Source organism: Riemerella anatipestifer, from assembly GCF_009663465.1.
GTDB lineage: Bacteria > Bacteroidota > Bacteroidia > Flavobacteriales > Weeksellaceae > Riemerella > Riemerella anatipestifer_C.
On the sequence record NZ_QXHU01000004.1, the window covers coordinates 61,813 to 80,461 of the forward strand.

Sequence of the window (18,649 nt, forward strand, 5' to 3'; positions counted from 1 at the left end):
GTTTATGAAACAATGGCTTCTGTTTATCTATCTAGCAACTTGTATCAGAGTGATGGCACAGGCGGATACGCTTTATGTTTATGGTCCAGGCGGTCCTTATGCACCCATAAATGAGGCGGCACAAATCTTTGCTAAAAGAAATAACCTAAATATTAAGGTAACCAAAGGTCCATTTTCGCAATGGAAAGATAAGGCACGAAACAATGCCCATTTAATTTATAGTGGAGCAGAGTTTATGATGACCCAGTTCATTTCAGAGTTAGGAAATGTGCAGCAGCAGACCGTTTATCCTCTTTATTTGAGGAAATCTGGGCTTATCGTAAGAAAAGGAAATCCTAAGAACATTAAAACTTTAAAAGATTTAATGAAACCCGAACTTAGAATAATGGTAGTTAATGGGGCAGGACTTACGGGAGTATGGGAAGATATTGCGGGGAAAACACAAGATATAGAGGTGCTAAGGAAGATTAGAAAAAACATTGTCCTATTTGCTGAAAATAGCGGACAGGCTCAAAGTTTTTGGGCGAAAGACCCTAGCATAGATATCTGGGTTTCTTGGAATATTTGGCAAAAAAATAACAACGGGAGTGCTGATTTTGTATCTTTGGAAGATAGATATACCACTTATAGAGATTGTGGGATAGCTCTTACAGCCTACGGAGAGGCTAATCCTAAAGCCTTAGAGTTCTATCAATTTCTAAAAGGTAAAGAGGTACAAGCCCTTTTTGAAAAGCAAGGTTGGATAGAACGAAACCCATCTGCCCAGAAAAAAAAGGAAGATAGGAAACCTCAAAAGGTATATTCCCGAAAAGAAAAGCTATCTTCCTTAAAGCAAAAGAAAGAAGGTTTATTGATAAATCATCAGTCCTAAAATAAAAGGTAGATAGATTTCGTAAAAATAAAGAAGAAATAGAGAAACAAATTATAAAATATAAAGATATGGCAACAAAATCTTACGCAGAACGCATCACAAAAGTAAAATTGATGCTAGATGCTATGACACAGAACAAGTCAGACCTTCCTAAAAAGCTAGATGACGACTACATCAGCCAGATGCAAACTCTAAAAGACAAAATAGAGGTTCTGAATACCGAACAAGAGAAGCTCAAAGCAGATTTAAAATCTAAAACAGAGGCCCTTAATAAAGAGATAAGTGCCTTAGACAAACTTTATAGCGAAGCCAAAAAGCGGATTAAACTAGATTTTGAACAAACACGCTGGATTGCATTTGGGATAGAAGACAAAAGATAACTTAGACCTAAAAAATCAAAATGAGAAAGTACATCATAAACGGTATTTTAGCCTTGGGGCTATTGTCTTTTGGGGCTTGTAATAAATCCGAAAAAACAGCCCAAAATCACCCCGCCGAAGGGCAAGCCATAGATACTATAATCTCTACACCAGATGAAATGTATCAAGGCGTACTCCCTTGTGCCGATTGCGAGGGTATTTTTACCACCATTACTTTGGCTCCAGACCAAACCTTTGATAAAACCGACTATTACTTAGGTAAAAATGAATATTTCACCGAAGAAGGCTCCTACACCGTAGATGCTTCCACGGGGATTTATGCGTTATCTTCTAACAATGACAAGGCTACTCAATATTATCAAAGGGAAGAAGGTAAGTTAGTCCTTTTAAACGATAAAAAGGAGAAAAACACAGGAGCTAATGCTCATACTTATGAGTTAGAACAACTTTCTAACGATGATTACCACTTTACCCCAACTCCCGTGGAGGGCTTCCTCATCATAGGGCACGAGGTGAGCTCTTTCAGACCAGCCAATTCGGCTAAAGTCTATTGGATAGAAGACCCTTCGGGCGAGTTACAGAAGAGATATGAAGCAATAGTAAAGGATAAAAAGACACCTTACTTTCCTGTAAAGGCAAATTTGGTTTTAGAAAAAGATACCAAAAAAGCGGAGGGCTTTGCCGAAGATTATGATGGGGTAGTAGTAGTGAAGAAACTACTAGATTTAAAGCTGATTTCTGTGGGAAATTAGGATAGGAAAGACGATGATAATTAAATAAACAAAAATTAAATTAAAACATTACATTATGAAAAAAGTAGCGTTATGGTTAGCATTCCTATTTACGGGAATTCTTTTCGCACAAGAAGTCAAGTATCAGTTGTCTAGTCATATTTTAGACATTACTCAAGGAAAACCAGCTCCAGGAGTAAGCATTACCTTGTCTAAACAAAATAAAAATGGTGTTTGGGTAAAGGTAGATGAAAAGGTAACAGATGAAAACGGGAGGATTAAGAATTTTCTAAAAGAAGAAAAAGGAGTAAGCCATCAGGGGATATACAAACTTACCTATCATACTACACCGTATTTTGAGAAGTTAGGGCAGCAGAGTTTTTATCCGTTTGTAGAGGTTGTTTTTGAGCTAAAGGACAACAGCCACTATCATGTACCTATTACCTTAAGCCCTTACGGATATTCTACTTATAGAGGGAACTAAAACAAAGAGCAGAAGCTCATTAGAAAAGTTAATCCTTACTTCAATATTGCAGATTATGAAAAAAAGTATAATGGTTTTAGTAGGTTTATTGTTGGTTCAGTTTTCTTTAGCACAATATACCGAACAAGGGACTTCGCTCAATCAAGAGGGAGCTTTAGAACTGGCAAAGCAAGCCCACATAGAAGCTCGTAAATTAGGTAAAAAGGTATCCGTAGCAGTCCTAAACAATTCGGGGGTAAGTCTTTTATTATTGAAAGGCGACCAAGTAGGACCTCATAATACCGAAGCCTCTAGGAGAAAGGCTTATACTTCGCTTTCCACCAAAACCCCTAGTTTTGAGTTGATGCAGAAGGCAGCCAGTAATCCTACGGCACAAAACTTAAATACTTTGCCAGAGCTTCTACTTTTAGGAGGAGGCGTACCCGTTTGGAAAGATGGGGAGCTGATTGGGAGTCTAGGGGTTTCTGGAGCTGGTGGTGGAGAGCAAGACCATAATGTGGCCAAGAAGGCGGTTGAGAATATGGGCTACGAGATAACCAATATAAAAATTAACAATAAATAAAATTATATATAGAAATGTTAAATATAAAAAACTTATATGCTAGGATAGAGGACGGAGCGGAAATCCTTAAAGGGATTAACTTAGAAATAAAACCAGGCGAGGTACACGCCATTATGGGACCTAACGGAGCTGGGAAATCTACCCTTTCTTCTGTAATTGCAGGAAAGGAAGACTACGAAGTTACCGATGGAGAAATCCTTTTTGAAGGGGAAAATATAGTAGAAGATGCTCCAGAAGAGAGAGCTCATAAGGGGATTTTCCTTTCGTTCCAGTATCCAGTAGAGATACCGGGGGTTTCGGTAACCAATTTCATCAAGGCAGCCATCAACGAAACCAGAAAGGCTAACGGACTGGAGGATATGCCTGCGAAAGAAATGTTGGCACTTATCCGTGAAAAATCCGAGCTTTTAGGGATAAAGAAAGATTTTCTTTCTCGTTCTCTTAACGAGGGTTTCTCTGGAGGAGAAAAGAAAAGAAACGAGATTTTCCAAATGATGATGCTTAATCCTAAACTGGCCATCTTAGATGAAACCGATTCGGGGCTAGATATTGATGCGTTAAGAATTGTGTCCGAAGGGGTTAATCATTTCAAAAATGAGGGAAATGCCGTGCTTCTAATCACTCATTATCAGAGATTGCTTAACTACATTCAGCCAGATTTTGTACACGTATTGGCGGACGGTAAGATTATTAAAACAGGAGATAAAACTTTAGCACTGGAGTTAGAGGAGAAAGGGTACGATTGGCTACTCTAATCAATCCAAAACTTTTAAAAGTTTATAAGTTGTGTAAATCTATTAGTAGGTTTATCAATATAAAAATAAATGGTAAGGCACAACAGTCTTACTTAATTAGTCAAAAAAGATTTTTATGTCATTATTTGAGAACATTAAAACACATTCTTCTTCACTTTCGGGGGATAAATTAAATGCTTTGGAACGATTCTTAAGCAAAGGTTTTCCTTCCAAAAAAGATGAGGAATATAAATATACCAATCTAAAAGAAATTATAGAAAAACAATATCAGTTTTTACCACAAGAAGAACATCATATTTCTGAAGAGGAACTGAAAGCATTGCGTCTAGGAGAAGAAGATTTTGATTGGGTAGTGCTAGTTAACGGGAAATGGCGTCCAGAGCTTTCTAAGATTTCGGATAAAGATATTAAAGTACTTGCCTTAGACGAGGCACTTTCTAATGGAGAGAATGAGGCTTTGTTCCGTGCTTATTTTAATACTATTGCTAACGAGAGTTGGGCGTTTCCAAATCTTAATTTGGCATTCGCTCATTCGGGAGTAGCACTTTATGTGCCTAAAAATACGGTGGTAGAAAAGCCTATACATATTTTCTATATTTCACAAAATCAATCAGAAAATACGTTCTATAATCCGAGAAATATATTGGTGGTAGAAGCTGGTAGCCAGATAGAAGTGATAGAAAGTCATCATAATTTTGATGATTCGTTTACCTTTACCAATAGTCTTACTGAAATTTTTACTAAACCTAACGCTAAAGCAGATTGGCATAAGTTACAGAACGATACAGATACTTCGTATCTGGTAGACCATACTTTTGTGAAGCAAGAGAGGGATAGCTTAGCTACGGTAAATACTTTCTCTTTCGGAGGGAAGTTGGTGCGTAATAATTTAGATTTTATTCAGGAAGGAGAAAATATCAACTCTTTTATGAATGGAATTACCATTATTGGTAAAGACCAGTTAGTTGACCATCATACTGCAGTACACCATAATCAGCCTAATTGCGAAAGCTATCAGAACTACAAAGGAGTATTTAAGGATAATGCTCACGGAGTGTTTAATGGGAAAGTATTTGTAGATAAAATAGCTCAAAAAACCAATGCTTATCAGCAGAATAATAATATTTTACTAAGCGAGGGTGCTACGATAGATTCTAAACCACAGTTGGAGATTTTTGCAGACGATGTAAAATGTTCTCACGGTTGTACGGTAGGGCAGCTAAATGAAGATGCTTTGTTCTACCTTCGTGCTAGAGGAATTTCTAAAAATGAGGCACAGGCATTATTGCTTTACGCCTTTGCAAATGATGCAATGGAAAATATAGATATAGAACCTCTAAAACTAAAAATATCCAAGCTCTTAGCTGAAAAATTAGAAGTGAATATAGAGTTCTAAAATAAACAAAGGTCTTATCAAAATATTTTGATAAGGCTTTTTTCTAATAAGTATAAGAAACAAGAATGGACTTAAATAAAGTAGAATTTCACATAGATGCTTATAAAAGCCATGGGCAAATTTTAGATGCGGCATCTTTTGCGGTTAGAGCTTTTGGTTTAGAGCATTTTAATTTTGCAGGATTTGATTTTAGAGAGGAGATGGACGCTAGGTCTATTGTACTTACGACGGAGGGAGAACTGTCCCAGCCACAGAAAGTGAAAATACCTAAAAATCTTTTTAATTTTGATTTTAATTTAGTCCTTAACCTTTTGGCTCATGAGATGCTACATGTAAGACAAAAGGCACAGGAAACATTGGTAGAGGATAAAAATGAAAGAGAGTTTCAAGCCTATTACGAAACTTTATTCCATAAAATATTTCCTCAAATACCAGATGCACCAGACTTCAATAGAAAACAATTTGCTGATAAAGCACTAGAGTACTACCGAAGAATGGGAGAAGGCTCGGCTTTACAAGAAAAATATGCTTCCCAAAAAGAAGAGGTAGAAACTCTTAAGAGAGAGCTTTTCCAAGAAAATAAAGACCTTTAAGGGTATGCAACCTATCGGCTATATGGATTTTGTCTGATAAAGGCTTATAGACATGAGAAACCCCACCTGTAGCTATCACAAGAGCATCTTCTCCTATTTCTCGGTTAATTCTTTCTATAAAACCTTCTACCATACCTAGATATCCATACACCATACCGCTTTGCATACAACTTACAGTATCTAATCCTAGAACGGATTTAGGTGCTTGTAGTTCTATTTCTGGGAGCTGTGCAGTATCCTGTATTAAACTCTTGAGAGAGGTGATAATTCCAGGAGCAATAATAGCTCCTAAAGTTTCGCCATTGTGAGAAATACAACTAGCCGTAAGAGCTGTTCCAAAATCAAAAATTATTTTAGATTTATTAGGGTAAAGGTGATGAGCTGCAACTAAATTTGCATAGATGTCGGTACCCATTTGCTTGGATTTTGGTTCAACTTCAGAAGGGGTATTCCTGTCTACCAAAATAGGCTTTAGCTGGTGTATCTTTTCTAATGCCCTTACAATGTCGTTGGTCATCTGTGGTACAACAGAGCCTATTATCAGTTGGTCTATTTCTTTGGGCTTTATGTTGTAAGATTGATAATGCATCAAAAACTGGACAAAGAGTTCGTCTTTAGTTCGGTAGGGCTTAGTATTGATGACCCACGAGAGGTTACATTCCTCATTATTAAATAAACCAAAACGGATATTGGTATTTCCTATGTTGACTACAATGGTTTTCATAATGGTGATTATTTTTCAGCAGAGAAATTATTTTACTTCTAAAAAGTTATCTTCTGGATTTACATCTGCCAGTCTCTGTGAAAAATCAATACCTAGAGCAGAAATTTGGTCTTTAGTAAAAGGTATTTCAAAAGTATATTCTAAGGAAGTCCAATTCCAATAATCTAAGGTAGTGAACTTTCCTAAAAAATCTGACTTTTTAGGAGTTCTCATCATATTTAATGGGATATGGTAAGAGGTTATCTTTTTATCTTTGGTAAGTACTCCAAAATCTATAGGCATGGGAACTCCGCCTTTGTTTACTAAAGTAATGGTGGTAGAATTAGTATTGTATTTTACTTCTTTTATGGCATAGTCTATGGTTTTGGTAGTGTTAATCCAGTAGTGTTTAAACCATTTTAAATCCATACCAGATATTTTTTGAGCAATATGGAGAAAATCTCTATCGGTAGGGTGTTTTAGATGCCATTCATCATAGTATTTTAGTAGTGTTGTTTTTAGGAGATCTTCTCCCATAATATAGCCTAGCTGAACAAGAAAAAGTTCTCCTTTAGTATAGGACGCTACGGAGTAGGCTGTGCCGTCGTCGTGATGGTCAGCAAACCAAACAGCAGGTTCTTCTTTTCCTGTTTTTACAAACTTTCTATAACCATCTAAAGCACCTACAAAAGGGTTTGGCCAAGCCTCTTTAGGAGGGAAAAGCTGATACATAGCAAAGTCTTCGGCGTAAGAAGTAAAACCTTCGTCTAGCCAAGGTGTGGTACTTTCGTTGGTTGCTAACATCTGCTGATACCAAGAGTGTGCACCTTCGTGAGCCATTAGCCCAACTAGGCTTTCTAAACTTTTGGCTTCTCCTAATATCATAGTACACATACCATACTCCATACCACCATCGCCACCTTGAACGAACGAATAGCTAGGGTACACATAGCGACCGAAGTTAGCATTCATGATTTGAAAAAACTTATTAACATAAGGTTTGGCTTGTTTCCAGTATTCGGTTTTTTCATTTTTTTGATAAACGAAATAGACTTTTGGCCCATCAGGTACGATAAATTCTTCTACGGAATAATCTGGGTCTGCTGCCCAAGCAAAGTCTAGAATATTCTTTGCTGTCCAATTCCAAGTTGCTTTACCATTAGCATCTGTTTTAGGTTTAGATTGCAAAGAGTAGCCTTTAACTTCGGTAGGGTTTGTAAGTGTTCCACCAGCACCTATAACATAGCTAGGGTCTATTTTGATATTGATGTTATAATCCGAAAAAGGAGCGTGAAATTCTCTCCCAATATAATCAAAAGTTGCCCAGCCATCGTAGTCGTATTCCGCTAGTTTGGGATACCATTGGGTCATGGTCATTTCTACACCTTCTCGGTTTTGTCTTCCTGCTCTTCGGATTTGATAAGGGATATTAGCGTTCCAATCCATAGTGAATGTTGTCGTAGAGTTTGGCTTTATAGGTTGATTTAGATAAACTTTCATAATGGTTCCCTGAACTTCAAACTGGAGTTCTTTTCCATTTTGTTTAATCCAATTTACTTTTTGGTTGCCTTCTTTCCCTTCGGGAATAGAAGCTAATCTAGAAACTACTTTTCCTGCTTTATTTTTTTCTACCAGTCTTTTATCGGCATTATCGCCTTGGTTTCTCACTCTTTCATCCATCATAGAGTTTGGTTTAAAGGCATTCCAATAGAGATGAAAGTAAACTTCCTTTAGCTCATCAGGAGAATTGTTGGTATAAGTAATGGACTGCTTGCCGTGGTAAGTGTAGTTATTAACATCTACATCTATATCCATATTGTAGCTAGCGTGTTGTTGGTAGTATTTACCTTTTTGTGCATATCCCAACGAGGTTAAAAAAAGAGATAGTGATAGAAAAAAATATTTTTTCATTTTTCCGATAATTTTTAGTCTTCAAATATAACAAAATCTCATTTATTCATTATTTGAATGGATTTTTAGTGAAAAAAGGTAACTTTGCACGCGTAATAAAGACAACAAAATATTAAATTATGGCTACAGAACAAGAGCTTTGGAGTAGGGTGGAACAGTTTTTTGTAGAGCATTTTCAGAGTGAACAAAATCCGCCATTGGAAACGATGTTATTTCTTATAGGCGTTCAGGAATTGGGTGGTGGAAAACAAAAATATACCAAAGATGATAAACTAAATCTTCTCCATATAGCGGTGTGTAGGCTGTTGGAGCCGTTTGGTTATTATAAATTTAAAGAGTACGATGTGGAAGGTTGGCCTCACTACGAGGAGCTAGAGCCTTTACCCGAGCTAAAACCTAATGAGCAAAGTATTCTGATGAAAAAAGCGATTATACAATACTTTATAGATGAAAATTTGCTAGAACAAGAAAGTTAGAGGTGCGAAACTCATAATAATCTGTTAAAAAACTCGTTTTTAAGATAAAATTTCTAAAAAACGAGTTTTATTGTTTTTTTGTTGATAAGAAATATTTAATTTTAACATCTGAAAAATAACCTGAAAAGTGCGTAACAAATTTATTCCTATTATATCTATTTTGATGACGATTTCTCTATTGGTGTTCGTCAGTTTTCAATTTTATTGGCTTAAGGAATATTATAGTTCTATTGAAGAGGAATTTGCAGGTAGGGTGCAGAAGGTTTTAGAACGCTCGACACAAGATATTTCTAATATTGAAATAGATAAATATCTAAAAGAATATGAAGGCTTTCAAGCCTCTATAAATGAGGATAAAAACAAACCTACTCTAAATATCATTAGGCAAGTACAAGATTCGGCGGATAAAAAACTCATTTCCTTTAGTAGAAGTATTATAGAACCTCAGAAAATACCAGTTTCCTCTAAGGGAGATACTTTGGAAAGGGTTAAAGTCTATGCTGATGAAGGTATTTATCGTTTGAAAGGAGCAGGACGTACAACGGAGCTACTCACGGCACAGTTGAGTAAAGATATCAATGATAATACTTTTACTTTCAGAGATTTTGCTAAACTAAATGCAAGCAACTTGCCTATACATAAAAGAGTAAGTGGTAAGGAGATAGATTCGGTACTCTCCAAGGAGTTTCAAAAAATGGGTATTAGTGCTAAATTTGGTTATGGTGTGCTAGATAAAAATAAAAAACTAACCACTATTGCTGATGAAATTTACCTTGAAAATCAATCTAAAGTAGTTAATTATAGCTTTCCTCTTTTTACAGATAAAGACGAACAACCTATCTATACCTTGTCCCTCGTTTTTCCAGATAAAAAATATTCTTTATTAAGGAATAATTTGCCGTTGCTTTTAGGAACGATATTTTCTCTTTTAACTATTGTATTTATTTACATTATTTCCATCAACTATATGCTGAGACAGAAAAAAATAGCAGAAGTAAAAACAGACTTTCTTAACAATATGTCTCATGAGTTCAAAACACCTTTAGCTACAATTTCGGTGGCTACGGATTCTTTGGCGAACGATAAAATAGCTAGTGACCCAATTAAAGTAAAATATTACTCTGGACTCATAAAGCAAGAAAATCTCCGAATGAAAAAACAGGTGGAAAATGTGCTCAATATGTCAAAATTAGAGAGGAACGAAATGAAACTTTTCTTGCGAGAGACCAATTTGAGGGAGTTGATAAGAAATATTGCTAATTCTGTTAGATTGATTGTAAACGAAAGAGGCGGAACGCTTACAGAAGATTTTAAGGCGGAGCGCTATAATCTAAAAGTAGATGAGTTCCATTTGTCTAATACGCTCATCAATCTGCTGGATAATGCGAATAAATATTCTCCAGATAAGCCTGAAATTAAAATTGCTACCCGTAACGAGGGGAATTATTATGTGATAGAAATTTCGGATAAAGGTATGGGAATGGAGCCTCAAAATAAAACCAAAATATTTGAGAAGTTCTTTAGAGAAGAAACAGGGAATGTGCATAATGTAAAAGGTCAAGGCTTGGGGCTTTCCTATGTTAAGAAAATAATAGAACTTCACAAAGGGCAAATAAGCGTTGAAACCCAAAAAGGAAAAGGAAGTACCTTTATTGTAAAACTTCCAATGATTTAATTATAAAAAATTAAGCTATGAGCAACAGGATATTATTAGTAGAAGATGACCAAAGTTTCGGAGCGGTGCTTAAAGACTATCTAAGTATAAATAACTTCGAAGTTACTCTTGCTACAGACGGCGAGGAAGGTCTTAAAGAATATACGAATAATGATTTTGATATTTGTATATTTGATGTTATGATGCCTAAAAAAGACGGCTTCACTTTAGCGGAAGATGTTAAGAAATTAGGGAAAAATATACCAATTATTTTCCTAACGGCACGAAATTTAAGAGAGGATATTTTGAAAGGTTATCAGCTAGGAGCAGACGACTACATAACAAAACCTTTTGATACAGAGTTATTACTTTATAAAATAAAAGCTGTTCTATCTAGAAGTACTTCTTTAGAAGAGGAAGGTCAGGAACAGTTCAGTATTAGCAATATAGAATTTGATTCTATGTTGAGACAGCTTAAAGTACACGATAAAGAATATAAACTTTCTCCAAAAGAGAACGAGCTTTTGAAGTTGCTTTGTCTCCACAGAAATGATTTTATGCCTAGAGATTTAGCACTTCGTAAAATATGGAAAAAAGAAAACTATTTTACCGCTAGAAGTATGGATGTATATATTGCTAAACTAAGGAAACTACTTAAAGATGATGATGGTCTCGAAATCATCAATGTACACGGAGAAGGGTTTAGGCTTCTAGTTAAAAATTAAATTAAATAGCTGGTTCAAAATAATTGTGAATCAGCTTTTTTTGTTAAAGCGAATAGAGTTCCGTAGATGATAGATAAAATAGCCAATCATCGGCTTATAAACTAGCTAAGACATAAAAAGAGATTTATATCAATACAAAATTTCATTATCTTTGCGAAATGGAATACAATACCCAAAAGACAAACTTACAATTACCCGAGTATGGGAGAATTATACAAGAACTTGTAGAATATTGCAAGACGCTTCCTACCAAGGAAGAAAGAAATAAAGTTGCCAAAGCTATTGTTGATTTTATGGGGCAGAGAAATCCGCAACTTCGAGATGAGGAAAACTACGCTCACAAACTTTGGGACCATTTGTATATCATTTCGGGTTACGATTTAGATGTAGATGCACCATACCCTTTTCCTACGCCAGAGGAAATCAAGCAGAAGCCTAAAAAGATGGATTATCCTAAGCTACAAGGGGACTATAAATTCTATGGTAAAAGCATTTTGCAACTTATAGAAAGAGCTTTAGAATTAGAAGATGGTGATGAGAAAGAGGCTCTTATAGAGGTAATTGCTAATAATATGAAAAAGTCGTACAATGTTTATAATAAAGAACATGTGCAAGACGACGTTATCTTCCGCCATTTAAAGGAACTTTCTGAAAATAGATTAGATTTAACAGGGATAGATTCTTTAGAGAAGAGTAAAATCTATTATAACTCTAACAAGAACAACCCTAAATATCAAAACAAACATCAGAATAATAACGGAAATAATAGAAGAAAATATAATTCTAACAATAAATACAGAAGAAAATCATAATGAGTGGTGCTTTTCAAATCAGAGGCGGTAAAAGACTTCAAGGCGAAATTACGCCCCAAGGAGCTAAAAATGAAGCTCTACAAATATTATGTGCCGTTTTATTAACAGATCAAGAAGTAAGAATAAAAAATATACCTGATATACAAGATGTTAATAAGCTAATTGGTATATTAGGAGACTTGGGCGTTAAGGTAACTAAAAATGGAAAAGGGGACTATACCTTCAAGGCAGATAGTCTTAATTTAGATTATCTTAAATCCGAAGAGTTTAAAAAAGAAGGGGCTAAACTTAGAGGCTCTATTATGCTTTTAGGTCCTATGTTGGCGAGGTTTGGAGAAGGTTATATGCCAACTCCAGGAGGAGACAAGATAGGAAGAAGAAGATTAGATACTCATTTTCAAGGGTTTGTTGAGCTTGGTGCGGAGTTTCACTTTAATGATGTAGAGAGTTTTTATAGTCTAAAAGCAAAGTCTTTACAAGGTAAATTTATCCTTTTAGAAGAAGCATCGGTAACGGGTACTGCTAATATTATTATGGCTGCTGTACTAGCGAAAGGCAAAACTAGAATTTACAATGCCGCTTGTGAGCCTTATTTACAACAACTTTGCAAAATGCTCAACCGAATGGGAGCTCAAATTTCGGGTATCGGTTCAAATTTATTAACTATAGAAGGAGTTTCATATTTACATGGTACAGAACACACTATGTTGCCAGATATGGTAGAAATAGGCTCTTGGATAGGATTGGCAGCAATGACGAAATCCGAAATCACCATTAAAGATGTTCATTGGAACCAGTTGGGGATTATTCCAAATACTTTTAGGAAACTGGGTATTCAGTTAGAGAAAAGCGGTGAAGATATTTATATCCCAGCACAAGAACACTACAAAATACAGAAATTTATAGATGGCTCTATTTTAACCATTTCTGATGCACCTTGGCCAGGTTTTACACCAGATTTGCTGTCTATTATGTTGGTCGTAGCAACTCAAGCTAAAGGAAGTGTATTGATACATCAAAAAATGTTTGAATCTCGATTGTTCTTTGTGGACAAACTGATAGATATGGGAGCTCAGATTATCCTTTGCGACCCACACCGAGCTACAGTTATTGGTCTTAACCAAGAAACGCCACTTAGAGGTACTGTGATGACTTCCCCTGATATTCGTGCAGGAAATGCACTTTTGGTAGCCGCACTTTCGGCTGAAGGTAAATCTATCATTCACAATATAGAGCAGATAGACCGAGGCTACGAAAATATAGATGGCAGACTCAAGGCCTTAGGAGCAGATATAGAGCGTATATAATAGTCAGAAAATACTGTTTTCATCTTGGCTAGAACACTTATATCTGTTGTAGGTCCTACGGGAATAGGTAAAACCGAATTGGCAATAAAAATAGCCCAGTTTTTCGGTGCTGAAATTTTATCCTGCGACTCACGACAGTTTTTTAAAGAAATGCCCATTGGTACAGCCGCTCCTTCTAAGGAGGAGTTGGCTATTGTACCGCATCATTTTATAGGGCATTTATCTATTACAGAAGATTATTCTATCGGTCGGTACGAAAAGGAAGCCTTGGCTTTATTAGATAAGCTGTTTCAACGATATAAAGCCGTGGTAATGGTAGGCGGTAGTGGTATGTACGAGAAGGCAGTTGTGGAAGGTCTTAATGATTTACCAGAAGCCAACGAAGATTATATTAAAGAACTTGAACAAATCCTCAATAAAGAAGGGATAGAAGCCTTACAGAAGCAGTTAGAGGCACAGGATGAGGTCTATTATCAGCAGGTAGATAAAGATAATCCTAGACGCTTGATAAGGGCTTTAGATATTATTAAACAAACAGAGAAGCCTTATTCTGAAATTATAGCAGAAACCAAGCCTAAAAGGGACTTTAATACTATTAGGATTGTACTCACAGCACCTAGAGAAATTATCTATGAAAGAATCAATCAAAGGGTAGATAGAATGATAGAGAAAGGCTTACTAGATGAGGTTAAAGGTTTACTTCAACATCAAGATAGAGTAGCTTTGAATACAGTGGGGTATACGGAGTTGTTTAATTACTTGAATGGTGATTGGGAGTTAGATTTTGCCGTTTCTGAGATTAAGAAAAACTCTAGACGCTACGCAAAACGCCAAATGACTTGGAACCGAAAACTTCCTCATCTGATAGAACTTCCGTACCAATATTCTAACGAGGAATTAGTATCTTTGCTTAATAACTTAAATTTAAAATAAAATGGCTAGAACACCGTCTAATATGTTGGAGTTAGGAACTAAAGCTCCTTTTTTTGAGCTTCCTAATCCTGCTAAAAATAACGAGTTACAATCTTTAGAAAACTTAAAAGGAGAGAAAGGAACATTGGTAGTTTTTATGTGTAACCATTGTCCGTTTGTGATTCATGTGATAGATAAATTAGCAGAGCTTTATGAGGATTATAAGGCTAAAGGAATCGAATTTATTGCAATTAATTCTAATGATATAGAGAACTATCCTGCGGATTCACCAGAACTAATGATTGATTTTGCTGAAGAACACGGCGTTAATTTCCCTTATTTATTTGATGAAAGTCAAGCTATTGCTAAAGCCTACGACGCTGCGTGCACTCCAGATTTCTACTTTTTTGATGACAAATTAGACTTGGTATATAGAGGTCAGATGGACGACTCTCGCCCAGGCAATCAGCACGAGGTAACGGGAGAGGATTTAATTATTGCTTTTGAAAACCTTTTAGCAGAACAACCTCAGGAAGAACTACAAAAGCCTAGTTTAGGTTGTAATATTAAATGGAAGTAAGCATTTATTGAAATTAAAAATAGTTGATATATAATCAAAGTAATCATTTTTTTTGGATATACTTAGAATTGGAACAAAAAGATTATATAAAAAAGCAGATTGACCAACTTGGAAAAGTACTAGGAAAATTACTTTTTGATTTGATTGGAGTTAACCAAAGCGGGAAGGTGGCAGATGGAGTAGAAATTTCAAATGAAATTCTGAAAAAAGAATTAGGTATTGACCTTGATAAATTACTTTCAATTCCAAATCAATGTTTTGTTCAAATACTGACAAACGAGTTCAAATTTTCTAATGAGAGTTTGAATTATTTAGCAAAAGTTTTATTTTACCTATCTGAAAATCAAAGCGAGGAAATGAAAGAAAAACTTTTGGAGAAAACTTTAATAATATATCACTTTCTGGAGTTCAACGAAGAAGTATATTCAATAGAAAGGAATAAAATGATTACTTGTATCAAGCAGAAGTTAAATAAGTAGAATGGTACACTACTAAAAATTCAAAATAAAAACTCCGCTTCAAAATTTTTGAAGCGGAGTTTTTTCATGTTTAACAATTAAACTTTACGTATGCAAAAAGTTATTTTTCTTATTAAGCGTTAGGTTCAACAGATACAAAAGATCTGTTGTTAGCTTTTTTCTTAAACACCACTGTACCATCTACTAATGCAAACAAAGTGTGGTCTTTACCAATCCCTACATTTTCTCCAGGGTGGTGTTGTGTACCTCTTTGTCTTACAATAATATTTCCAGCGATAGCTTCTTGCCCTCCGAAAATCTTCACACCTAATCTTTTAGAGTGAGATTCTCTACCGTTTTTGGAACTACCAACTCCTTTCTTGTGTGCCATTTTGTTTTAAAGTTTTTTAGGTTGAAAAAATACTTAGGCTTTTCCGCCTTTTAGTTGTCCTTTAAGAGTTTCTAACTCTTCAAACTTTCCATCAGCAGCTAGTTGTGCTTGTTGAGGCCAAGTTGTAGGATCCATAGCTGCATATACAGCACCGTTAGGATCTAAGATGGCTTCTAGCTCCTCTTTAGTTTTCTTTGCTAAATCAGCAAAAGAAGTAATACCTGCTCCTGCGAAAAGCTCTGCTACTTTAGGACCAATACCTTCAATTAGAGTAAGGTCATCTCCTTTTTTAGAAGATTTTTTTGTAGCAGCCTTGGTTTCTGTTTTTGCAGAAGATTTTTTAGCACCATCAAAACCTGTTATAGAAACAATTTTGATTTGAGTAAGAGATTGTCTATGCCCGTTTTTCTTAGCATATCCTTTTCTTCTTTTCTTTTTGAAAACGATAACTTTATCAGCTTTCAAATGCTCAATAATTTCCGCTTCTACAGCGATACCACTTACAGCTGGGGCGCCTACTGTTGTTGCTCCGTTTACGGTAAGAAGTACTTTATCAAAAGTTACTTTGTCTCCTTTCTCACCAGAAAGACGGTTTACAAACAATTTTTGGTCTTGCTCAACTTTGTATTGAAGCCCTGCTATCTCTACGATTGCAAACATTGTTATAAATATTTAGTTAGTTAAGGTCGCAAAATTAAGTATTTTTTTTGAATTATAGATATTTAACTCAAAAAAAGTGTTTAAAAATACTCCTTTTTTATGTATATATTATCTATATAACATTAACCTCTCGTTCTAGGATAATCCCAAAGGTATCTTTTACAGAAGCGATGATTTCAGATGAAAAATGATAAATTTCTTCGCCTGTAGCCTTTCCCGTAGCGTTGATAATAACAAGTGCTTGTAAATGATGGGTAGCCACATTGCCTATTTGTTTACCCTTCCAGCCTGTTTGTTCTATTAGCCAACCTGCAGGAACTTTGGTGTGGCTGCCTTGTGGATAACCAGGTAGGTTAGGGAATTGCTTTTGTAAGTTCTGATAATCCTCTGTGCTGATGCTAGGGTTTTTGAAAAAACTACCCGCATTGCCTATCTCTTTAGGGTTAGGAAGTTTAGAAGTTCTGATGTTTATGACTGCCTGTGCCACCTCTTGTATGCTGGGTTGGGTAACATTTAGACTAGAAAGTTCTTGTTGTATAGCACCATAGTCGGTTCTTATGAGGTGGTTTCTTTTCGTTAGTCTAAAGCTGACTTCCAGTATAACATACTTCCCCTTGCCCTCTCGTTTAAAAAAGGAATCTCTATATCCAAAGTGGCATTTATCCTTATTAAAGGTTTCTACCTCTAGGGTTTCTAAGTTGAGGACTTGGCAAGACTCAAAATGGTCTTTAATTTCTACGCCGTATGCCCCTATGTTTTGGATAGGGCAAGTGCCTACATTACCTGGTATTAGAGAGAGGTTCTCCAGCCCACCATAGTTTTTCTCTAGGCTGTACTGCACAAACTGATGCCAATTTTCTCCCGCTTGTGCCGTGAGTAACACTTCATCATCGTTTAGGTGTTGTGCTTTGATGCCTTTTAGGTTGAGTAAGATGGTAAGCCCATTAAAATCTTTTGTTAATAGGATATTGCTCCCACCACCTAGAAATAGTATAGGTAAACCTTTAATCTCGTCTAGCTTTAGGACAGCGGTTAGCTCCTCCAAACTACCGACTTCTGCAAAGTATTTAGAAAACGCCTCTACCCCAAAGGTGTTGTGGTTTTTAAGAGAATAGTTGGTCTTAAGTTGCATAGATAGAAAAATTAAAATAACGAAGAGCAAAGATAATTTAAAAAAAGAAACCATTATCTTTTGTTTGTATGATAATTGTTTTATACATTTGCTTCAGTTTATGCGACACGATACCAGCTACATACAACAAAGTGAAAAAAAGTTACAAAATTATTTGGCTATCTCAAATAATTTTGTAAACACACAGAAGAGCTACACGCGTACGCGTATTATACCACTTTTTATCTAGATTTTTATCATCAATCATAAATAATGTTCCGCCAATCTTCATTGGGGGCATTTGGCGTTTGGCATACGCTAAGTTTTGTTTTCATAAATATCCGCTAGAAGTCCGTCTTTTTCATAAGTTAAATTGGTTGTTTGGGTTTAGGGCTTCTAGCGTACAGAAGGAGCGTTCTGTTCTTTCTGTTTTAGCCTTTCCTCTCGTTTTGTGTGTGTTTAGAGGGGAAAGGCGTTTTCTCATTGGTTCAAGAGTTCAAGGTTTAAAGTTCAAATATTCAAGGGGTAAGGGTTCAAGAGTTCAAAGTTTAAAGTTCAAATATTCAAGGTTGAATAAGCGTACCTATCCCTTAAACCTTAAACATAGAACCTTGAACAGCTTCAGCTCCTTGAACTTTAAACTTTTTTACAACTTCACAACTTCACAATTTAACAACTTCACATCTATAAACTTTAACATTATGAAAAAAACTTTGTTATGCGCGATGTTTCTGCCCTTAGTGCTGAACGCCCAAGATTACAACGGCAGGGTGGGTATCAATACCAAAGAGCCCCAAGCCACCTTAGATATTTCTAAGAAAGAACTAAATACGCTCCCAAGTGGGCACACGCAGGGCGTATTGTTTCCAGAGTTTAGCACTACCGAGCGTTCTACTTTTACCAACCCTAAAAAAGGCACGATGATTTACAATACCGACAAAAGCTGTATAGAAATTTACCAAGGCGTGGTTTCGGGGGTTCACCAGTGGACTTGTATGCTGGGGAGCAACCAAACCCAGTCGGTAGCGGTAAAGGCAGCAGGCTTTGAAGGCTCTTATGTAGGTGGCGTGGCGTTTACCAGTGCCAATAAAGCCAAATTTAAGTTAGAAAACAACTCGTTTGGGAATATCAGTTCGGCGTTTCACGATGCGATTACGGTGCATAATGGCTCGGCTAG

Annotated in this window: 21 protein-coding genes and 1 pseudogene; 17 read left to right on the plus strand and 5 right to left on the minus strand. The window is 36.0% G+C overall.

From position 1 onward, the window contains the following. Positions 1 to 4: 4 nt before the first annotated feature. From D1003_RS06445 to D1003_RS06480, 8 genes are all read left to right on the plus strand, one after another. Positions 5 to 871 (plus strand): substrate-binding domain-containing protein, encoded by an 867-nt coding sequence (locus tag D1003_RS06445; protein WP_153936193.1) that lies wholly within the window; start codon positions 5 to 7, stop codon positions 869 to 871. 68 nt (positions 872 to 939) lie between these two features. Next, positions 940 to 1,251: a hypothetical protein gene (locus D1003_RS06450; protein WP_052910954.1), complete on the plus strand. Its 312-nt coding sequence runs from the start codon at positions 940 to 942 to the stop codon at positions 1,249 to 1,251. Positions 1,252 to 1,271: 20 nt separating this feature from the next. Next, complete coding sequence (locus D1003_RS06455; RefSeq protein ID WP_153936194.1) at positions 1,272 to 2,003, plus strand: copper resistance protein NlpE; 732 nt, start codon at positions 1,272 to 1,274, stop codon at positions 2,001 to 2,003. A gap of 55 nt (positions 2,004 to 2,058) precedes the next feature. Next, the gene (uraH, locus tag D1003_RS06460) at positions 2,059 to 2,466 is read left to right on the plus strand and encodes a hydroxyisourate hydrolase (protein WP_004920539.1); all 408 of its coding nucleotides are present in this window, start codon (positions 2,059 to 2,061) and stop codon (positions 2,464 to 2,466) included. Positions 2,467 to 2,536: 70 nt separating this feature from the next. Next, a complete protein-coding gene (locus tag D1003_RS06465) occupies positions 2,537 to 3,028 on the plus strand; it encodes a heme-binding protein (protein ID WP_014937760.1) in 492 nt (163 codons plus the stop codon). A gap of 14 nt (positions 3,029 to 3,042) precedes the next feature. Beyond that, complete coding sequence (sufC, locus tag D1003_RS06470) at positions 3,043 to 3,783, plus strand: Fe-S cluster assembly ATPase SufC (RefSeq protein ID WP_013447001.1); 741 nt, start codon at positions 3,043 to 3,045, stop codon at positions 3,781 to 3,783. 115 nt (positions 3,784 to 3,898) lie between these two features. Next, positions 3,899 to 5,179 carry a Fe-S cluster assembly protein SufD gene (sufD, locus tag D1003_RS06475; protein WP_153936195.1) on the plus strand — a complete coding sequence of 427 codons (1,281 nt, stop codon included), beginning with the start codon at positions 3,899 to 3,901 and terminating at the stop codon, positions 5,177 to 5,179. A gap of 65 nt (positions 5,180 to 5,244) precedes the next feature. After that, complete coding sequence (locus D1003_RS06480; RefSeq protein WP_153936196.1) at positions 5,245 to 5,772, plus strand: hypothetical protein; 528 nt, start codon at positions 5,245 to 5,247, stop codon at positions 5,770 to 5,772. On the opposite strand, the gene D1003_RS06485 is transcribed toward D1003_RS06480, so the two are convergent. Next, positions 5,735 to 6,496, minus strand: coding sequence for a type III pantothenate kinase (locus tag D1003_RS06485; RefSeq protein ID WP_153936197.1), 762 nt, complete (start codon positions 6,494 to 6,496; stop codon positions 5,735 to 5,737). The two genes, D1003_RS06480 and D1003_RS06485, sit on opposite strands and share 38 nt — an antisense overlap. A 27-nt stretch (positions 6,497 to 6,523) precedes the next feature. Continuing rightward, complete coding sequence (locus D1003_RS06490; RefSeq protein WP_153936198.1) at positions 6,524 to 8,386, minus strand: M1 family metallopeptidase; 1,863 nt, start codon at positions 8,384 to 8,386, stop codon at positions 6,524 to 6,526. Between the two features lie 119 nt (positions 8,387 to 8,505). On the opposite strand from D1003_RS06490, the gene D1003_RS06495 reads away from it, so the two are divergent. The 8 genes from D1003_RS06495 to D1003_RS06530 all read left to right on the plus strand — a co-directional run bounded on the left by D1003_RS06495 (position 8,506) and on the right by D1003_RS06530 (position 15,331). Beyond that, on the plus strand, positions 8,506 to 8,862 hold the full coding sequence (locus D1003_RS06495; RefSeq protein WP_153936199.1) for a hypothetical protein: 357 nt from the start codon (positions 8,506 to 8,508) through the stop codon (positions 8,860 to 8,862). Between the two features lie 163 nt (positions 8,863 to 9,025). Further along, a complete protein-coding gene (locus D1003_RS06500; RefSeq protein ID WP_153936334.1) occupies positions 9,026 to 10,537 on the plus strand; it encodes a sensor histidine kinase KdpD in 1,512 nt (503 codons plus the stop codon). A gap of 17 nt (positions 10,538 to 10,554) precedes the next feature. Beyond that, positions 10,555 to 11,241, plus strand: coding sequence for a response regulator transcription factor (locus D1003_RS06505; RefSeq protein WP_014937753.1), 687 nt, complete (start codon positions 10,555 to 10,557; stop codon positions 11,239 to 11,241). Positions 11,242 to 11,399: 158 nt separating this feature from the next. Next, positions 11,400 to 12,053: a DUF4290 domain-containing protein gene (locus D1003_RS06510; protein ID WP_153936200.1), complete on the plus strand. Its 654-nt coding sequence runs from the start codon at positions 11,400 to 11,402 to the stop codon at positions 12,051 to 12,053. Continuing rightward, positions 12,053 to 13,360 (plus strand): UDP-N-acetylglucosamine 1-carboxyvinyltransferase, encoded by a 1,308-nt coding sequence (murA, locus tag D1003_RS06515; protein WP_014937751.1) that lies wholly within the window; start codon positions 12,053 to 12,055, stop codon positions 13,358 to 13,360. Before D1003_RS06510 ends, murA begins: the two co-directional genes overlap by 1 nt. Positions 13,361 to 13,384: 24 nt before the next feature. Next, positions 13,385 to 14,293, plus strand: coding sequence for a tRNA (adenosine(37)-N6)-dimethylallyltransferase MiaA (gene miaA / locus D1003_RS06520; RefSeq protein ID WP_153936201.1), 909 nt, complete (start codon positions 13,385 to 13,387; stop codon positions 14,291 to 14,293). A gap of 1 nt (position 14,294) precedes the next feature. Beyond that, positions 14,295 to 14,852 (plus strand): thioredoxin family protein, encoded by a 558-nt coding sequence (locus D1003_RS06525; RefSeq protein WP_064970255.1) that lies wholly within the window; start codon positions 14,295 to 14,297, stop codon positions 14,850 to 14,852. Between the two features lie 68 nt (positions 14,853 to 14,920). Then, positions 14,921 to 15,331 carry a hypothetical protein gene (locus D1003_RS06530; protein WP_052910943.1) on the plus strand — a complete coding sequence of 137 codons (411 nt, stop codon included), beginning with the start codon at positions 14,921 to 14,923 and terminating at the stop codon, positions 15,329 to 15,331. 112 nt (positions 15,332 to 15,443) lie between these two features. Here D1003_RS06530 and rpmA read toward each other — a convergent pair whose 3' ends face one another. The 3 genes from rpmA to murB all read right to left on the minus strand — a co-directional run bounded on the left by rpmA (position 15,444) and on the right by murB (position 17,493). Beyond that, positions 15,444 to 15,701, minus strand: coding sequence for a 50S ribosomal protein L27 (gene rpmA / locus D1003_RS06535; protein WP_004920580.1), 258 nt, complete (start codon positions 15,699 to 15,701; stop codon positions 15,444 to 15,446). 33 nt (positions 15,702 to 15,734) lie between these two features. After that, complete coding sequence (gene rplU, locus D1003_RS06540) at positions 15,735 to 16,361, minus strand: 50S ribosomal protein L21 (protein WP_014937747.1); 627 nt, start codon at positions 16,359 to 16,361, stop codon at positions 15,735 to 15,737. Between the two features lie 112 nt (positions 16,362 to 16,473). After that, the gene (gene murB, locus D1003_RS06545) at positions 16,474 to 17,493 is read right to left on the minus strand and encodes a UDP-N-acetylmuramate dehydrogenase (protein WP_153936202.1); all 1,020 of its coding nucleotides are present in this window, start codon (positions 17,491 to 17,493) and stop codon (positions 16,474 to 16,476) included. Positions 17,494 to 18,173: 680 nt separating this feature from the next. On the opposite strand from murB, the pseudogene D1003_RS11245 reads away from it, so the two are divergent. Further along, positions 18,174 to 18,649 (plus strand): annotated as a pseudogene (locus tag D1003_RS11245) (hypothetical protein); the annotation flags it as partial.

What these genes read in the sequence shown, in the direction of transcription:
- D1003_RS06465 (WP_014937760.1), top strand. Translation starts at nt 2,537, where the DNA reads ATGGTTTTAGTAGGTTTATTGTTGGTTCAGTTTTCTTTAGCACAATAT.
- D1003_RS06510 (WP_153936200.1), top strand. Translation starts at nt 11,400, where the DNA reads ATGGAATACAATACCCAAAAGACAAACTTACAATTACCCGAGTATGGG.
- D1003_RS06450 (WP_052910954.1), top strand. Translation starts at nt 940, where the DNA reads ATGGCAACAAAATCTTACGCAGAACGCATCACAAAAGTAAAATTGATG.
- D1003_RS06495 (WP_153936199.1), top strand. Translation starts at nt 8,506, where the DNA reads ATGGCTACAGAACAAGAGCTTTGGAGTAGGGTGGAACAGTTTTTTGTA.
- D1003_RS06490 (WP_153936198.1), bottom strand. Translation starts at nt 8,386, where the DNA reads ATGAAAAAATATTTTTTTCTATCACTATCTCTTTTTTTAACCTCGTTG.
- D1003_RS06525 (WP_064970255.1), top strand. Translation starts at nt 14,295, where the DNA reads ATGGCTAGAACACCGTCTAATATGTTGGAGTTAGGAACTAAAGCTCCT.
- sufC (WP_013447001.1), top strand. Translation starts at nt 3,043, where the DNA reads ATGTTAAATATAAAAAACTTATATGCTAGGATAGAGGACGGAGCGGAA.
- D1003_RS06505 (WP_014937753.1), top strand. Translation starts at nt 10,555, where the DNA reads ATGAGCAACAGGATATTATTAGTAGAAGATGACCAAAGTTTCGGAGCG.
- murA (WP_014937751.1), top strand. Translation starts at nt 12,053, where the DNA reads ATGAGTGGTGCTTTTCAAATCAGAGGCGGTAAAAGACTTCAAGGCGAA.
- rpmA (WP_004920580.1), bottom strand. Translation starts at nt 15,701, where the DNA reads ATGGCACACAAGAAAGGAGTTGGTAGTTCCAAAAACGGTAGAGAATCT.
- uraH (WP_004920539.1), top strand. Translation starts at nt 2,059, where the DNA reads ATGAAAAAAGTAGCGTTATGGTTAGCATTCCTATTTACGGGAATTCTT.
- murB (WP_153936202.1), bottom strand. Translation starts at nt 17,493, where the DNA reads ATGCAACTTAAGACCAACTATTCTCTTAAAAACCACAACACCTTTGGG.
- D1003_RS06480 (WP_153936196.1), top strand. Translation starts at nt 5,245, where the DNA reads ATGGACTTAAATAAAGTAGAATTTCACATAGATGCTTATAAAAGCCAT.
- D1003_RS06485 (WP_153936197.1), bottom strand. Translation starts at nt 6,496, where the DNA reads ATGAAAACCATTGTAGTCAACATAGGAAATACCAATATCCGTTTTGGT.
- D1003_RS06445 (WP_153936193.1), top strand. Translation starts at nt 5, where the DNA reads ATGAAACAATGGCTTCTGTTTATCTATCTAGCAACTTGTATCAGAGTG.
- D1003_RS06455 (WP_153936194.1), top strand. Translation starts at nt 1,272, where the DNA reads ATGAGAAAGTACATCATAAACGGTATTTTAGCCTTGGGGCTATTGTCT.
- rplU (WP_014937747.1), bottom strand. Translation starts at nt 16,361, where the DNA reads ATGTTTGCAATCGTAGAGATAGCAGGGCTTCAATACAAAGTTGAGCAA.
- sufD (WP_153936195.1), top strand. Translation starts at nt 3,899, where the DNA reads ATGTCATTATTTGAGAACATTAAAACACATTCTTCTTCACTTTCGGGG.
- D1003_RS06500 (WP_153936334.1), top strand. Translation starts at nt 9,026, where the DNA reads ATGACGATTTCTCTATTGGTGTTCGTCAGTTTTCAATTTTATTGGCTT.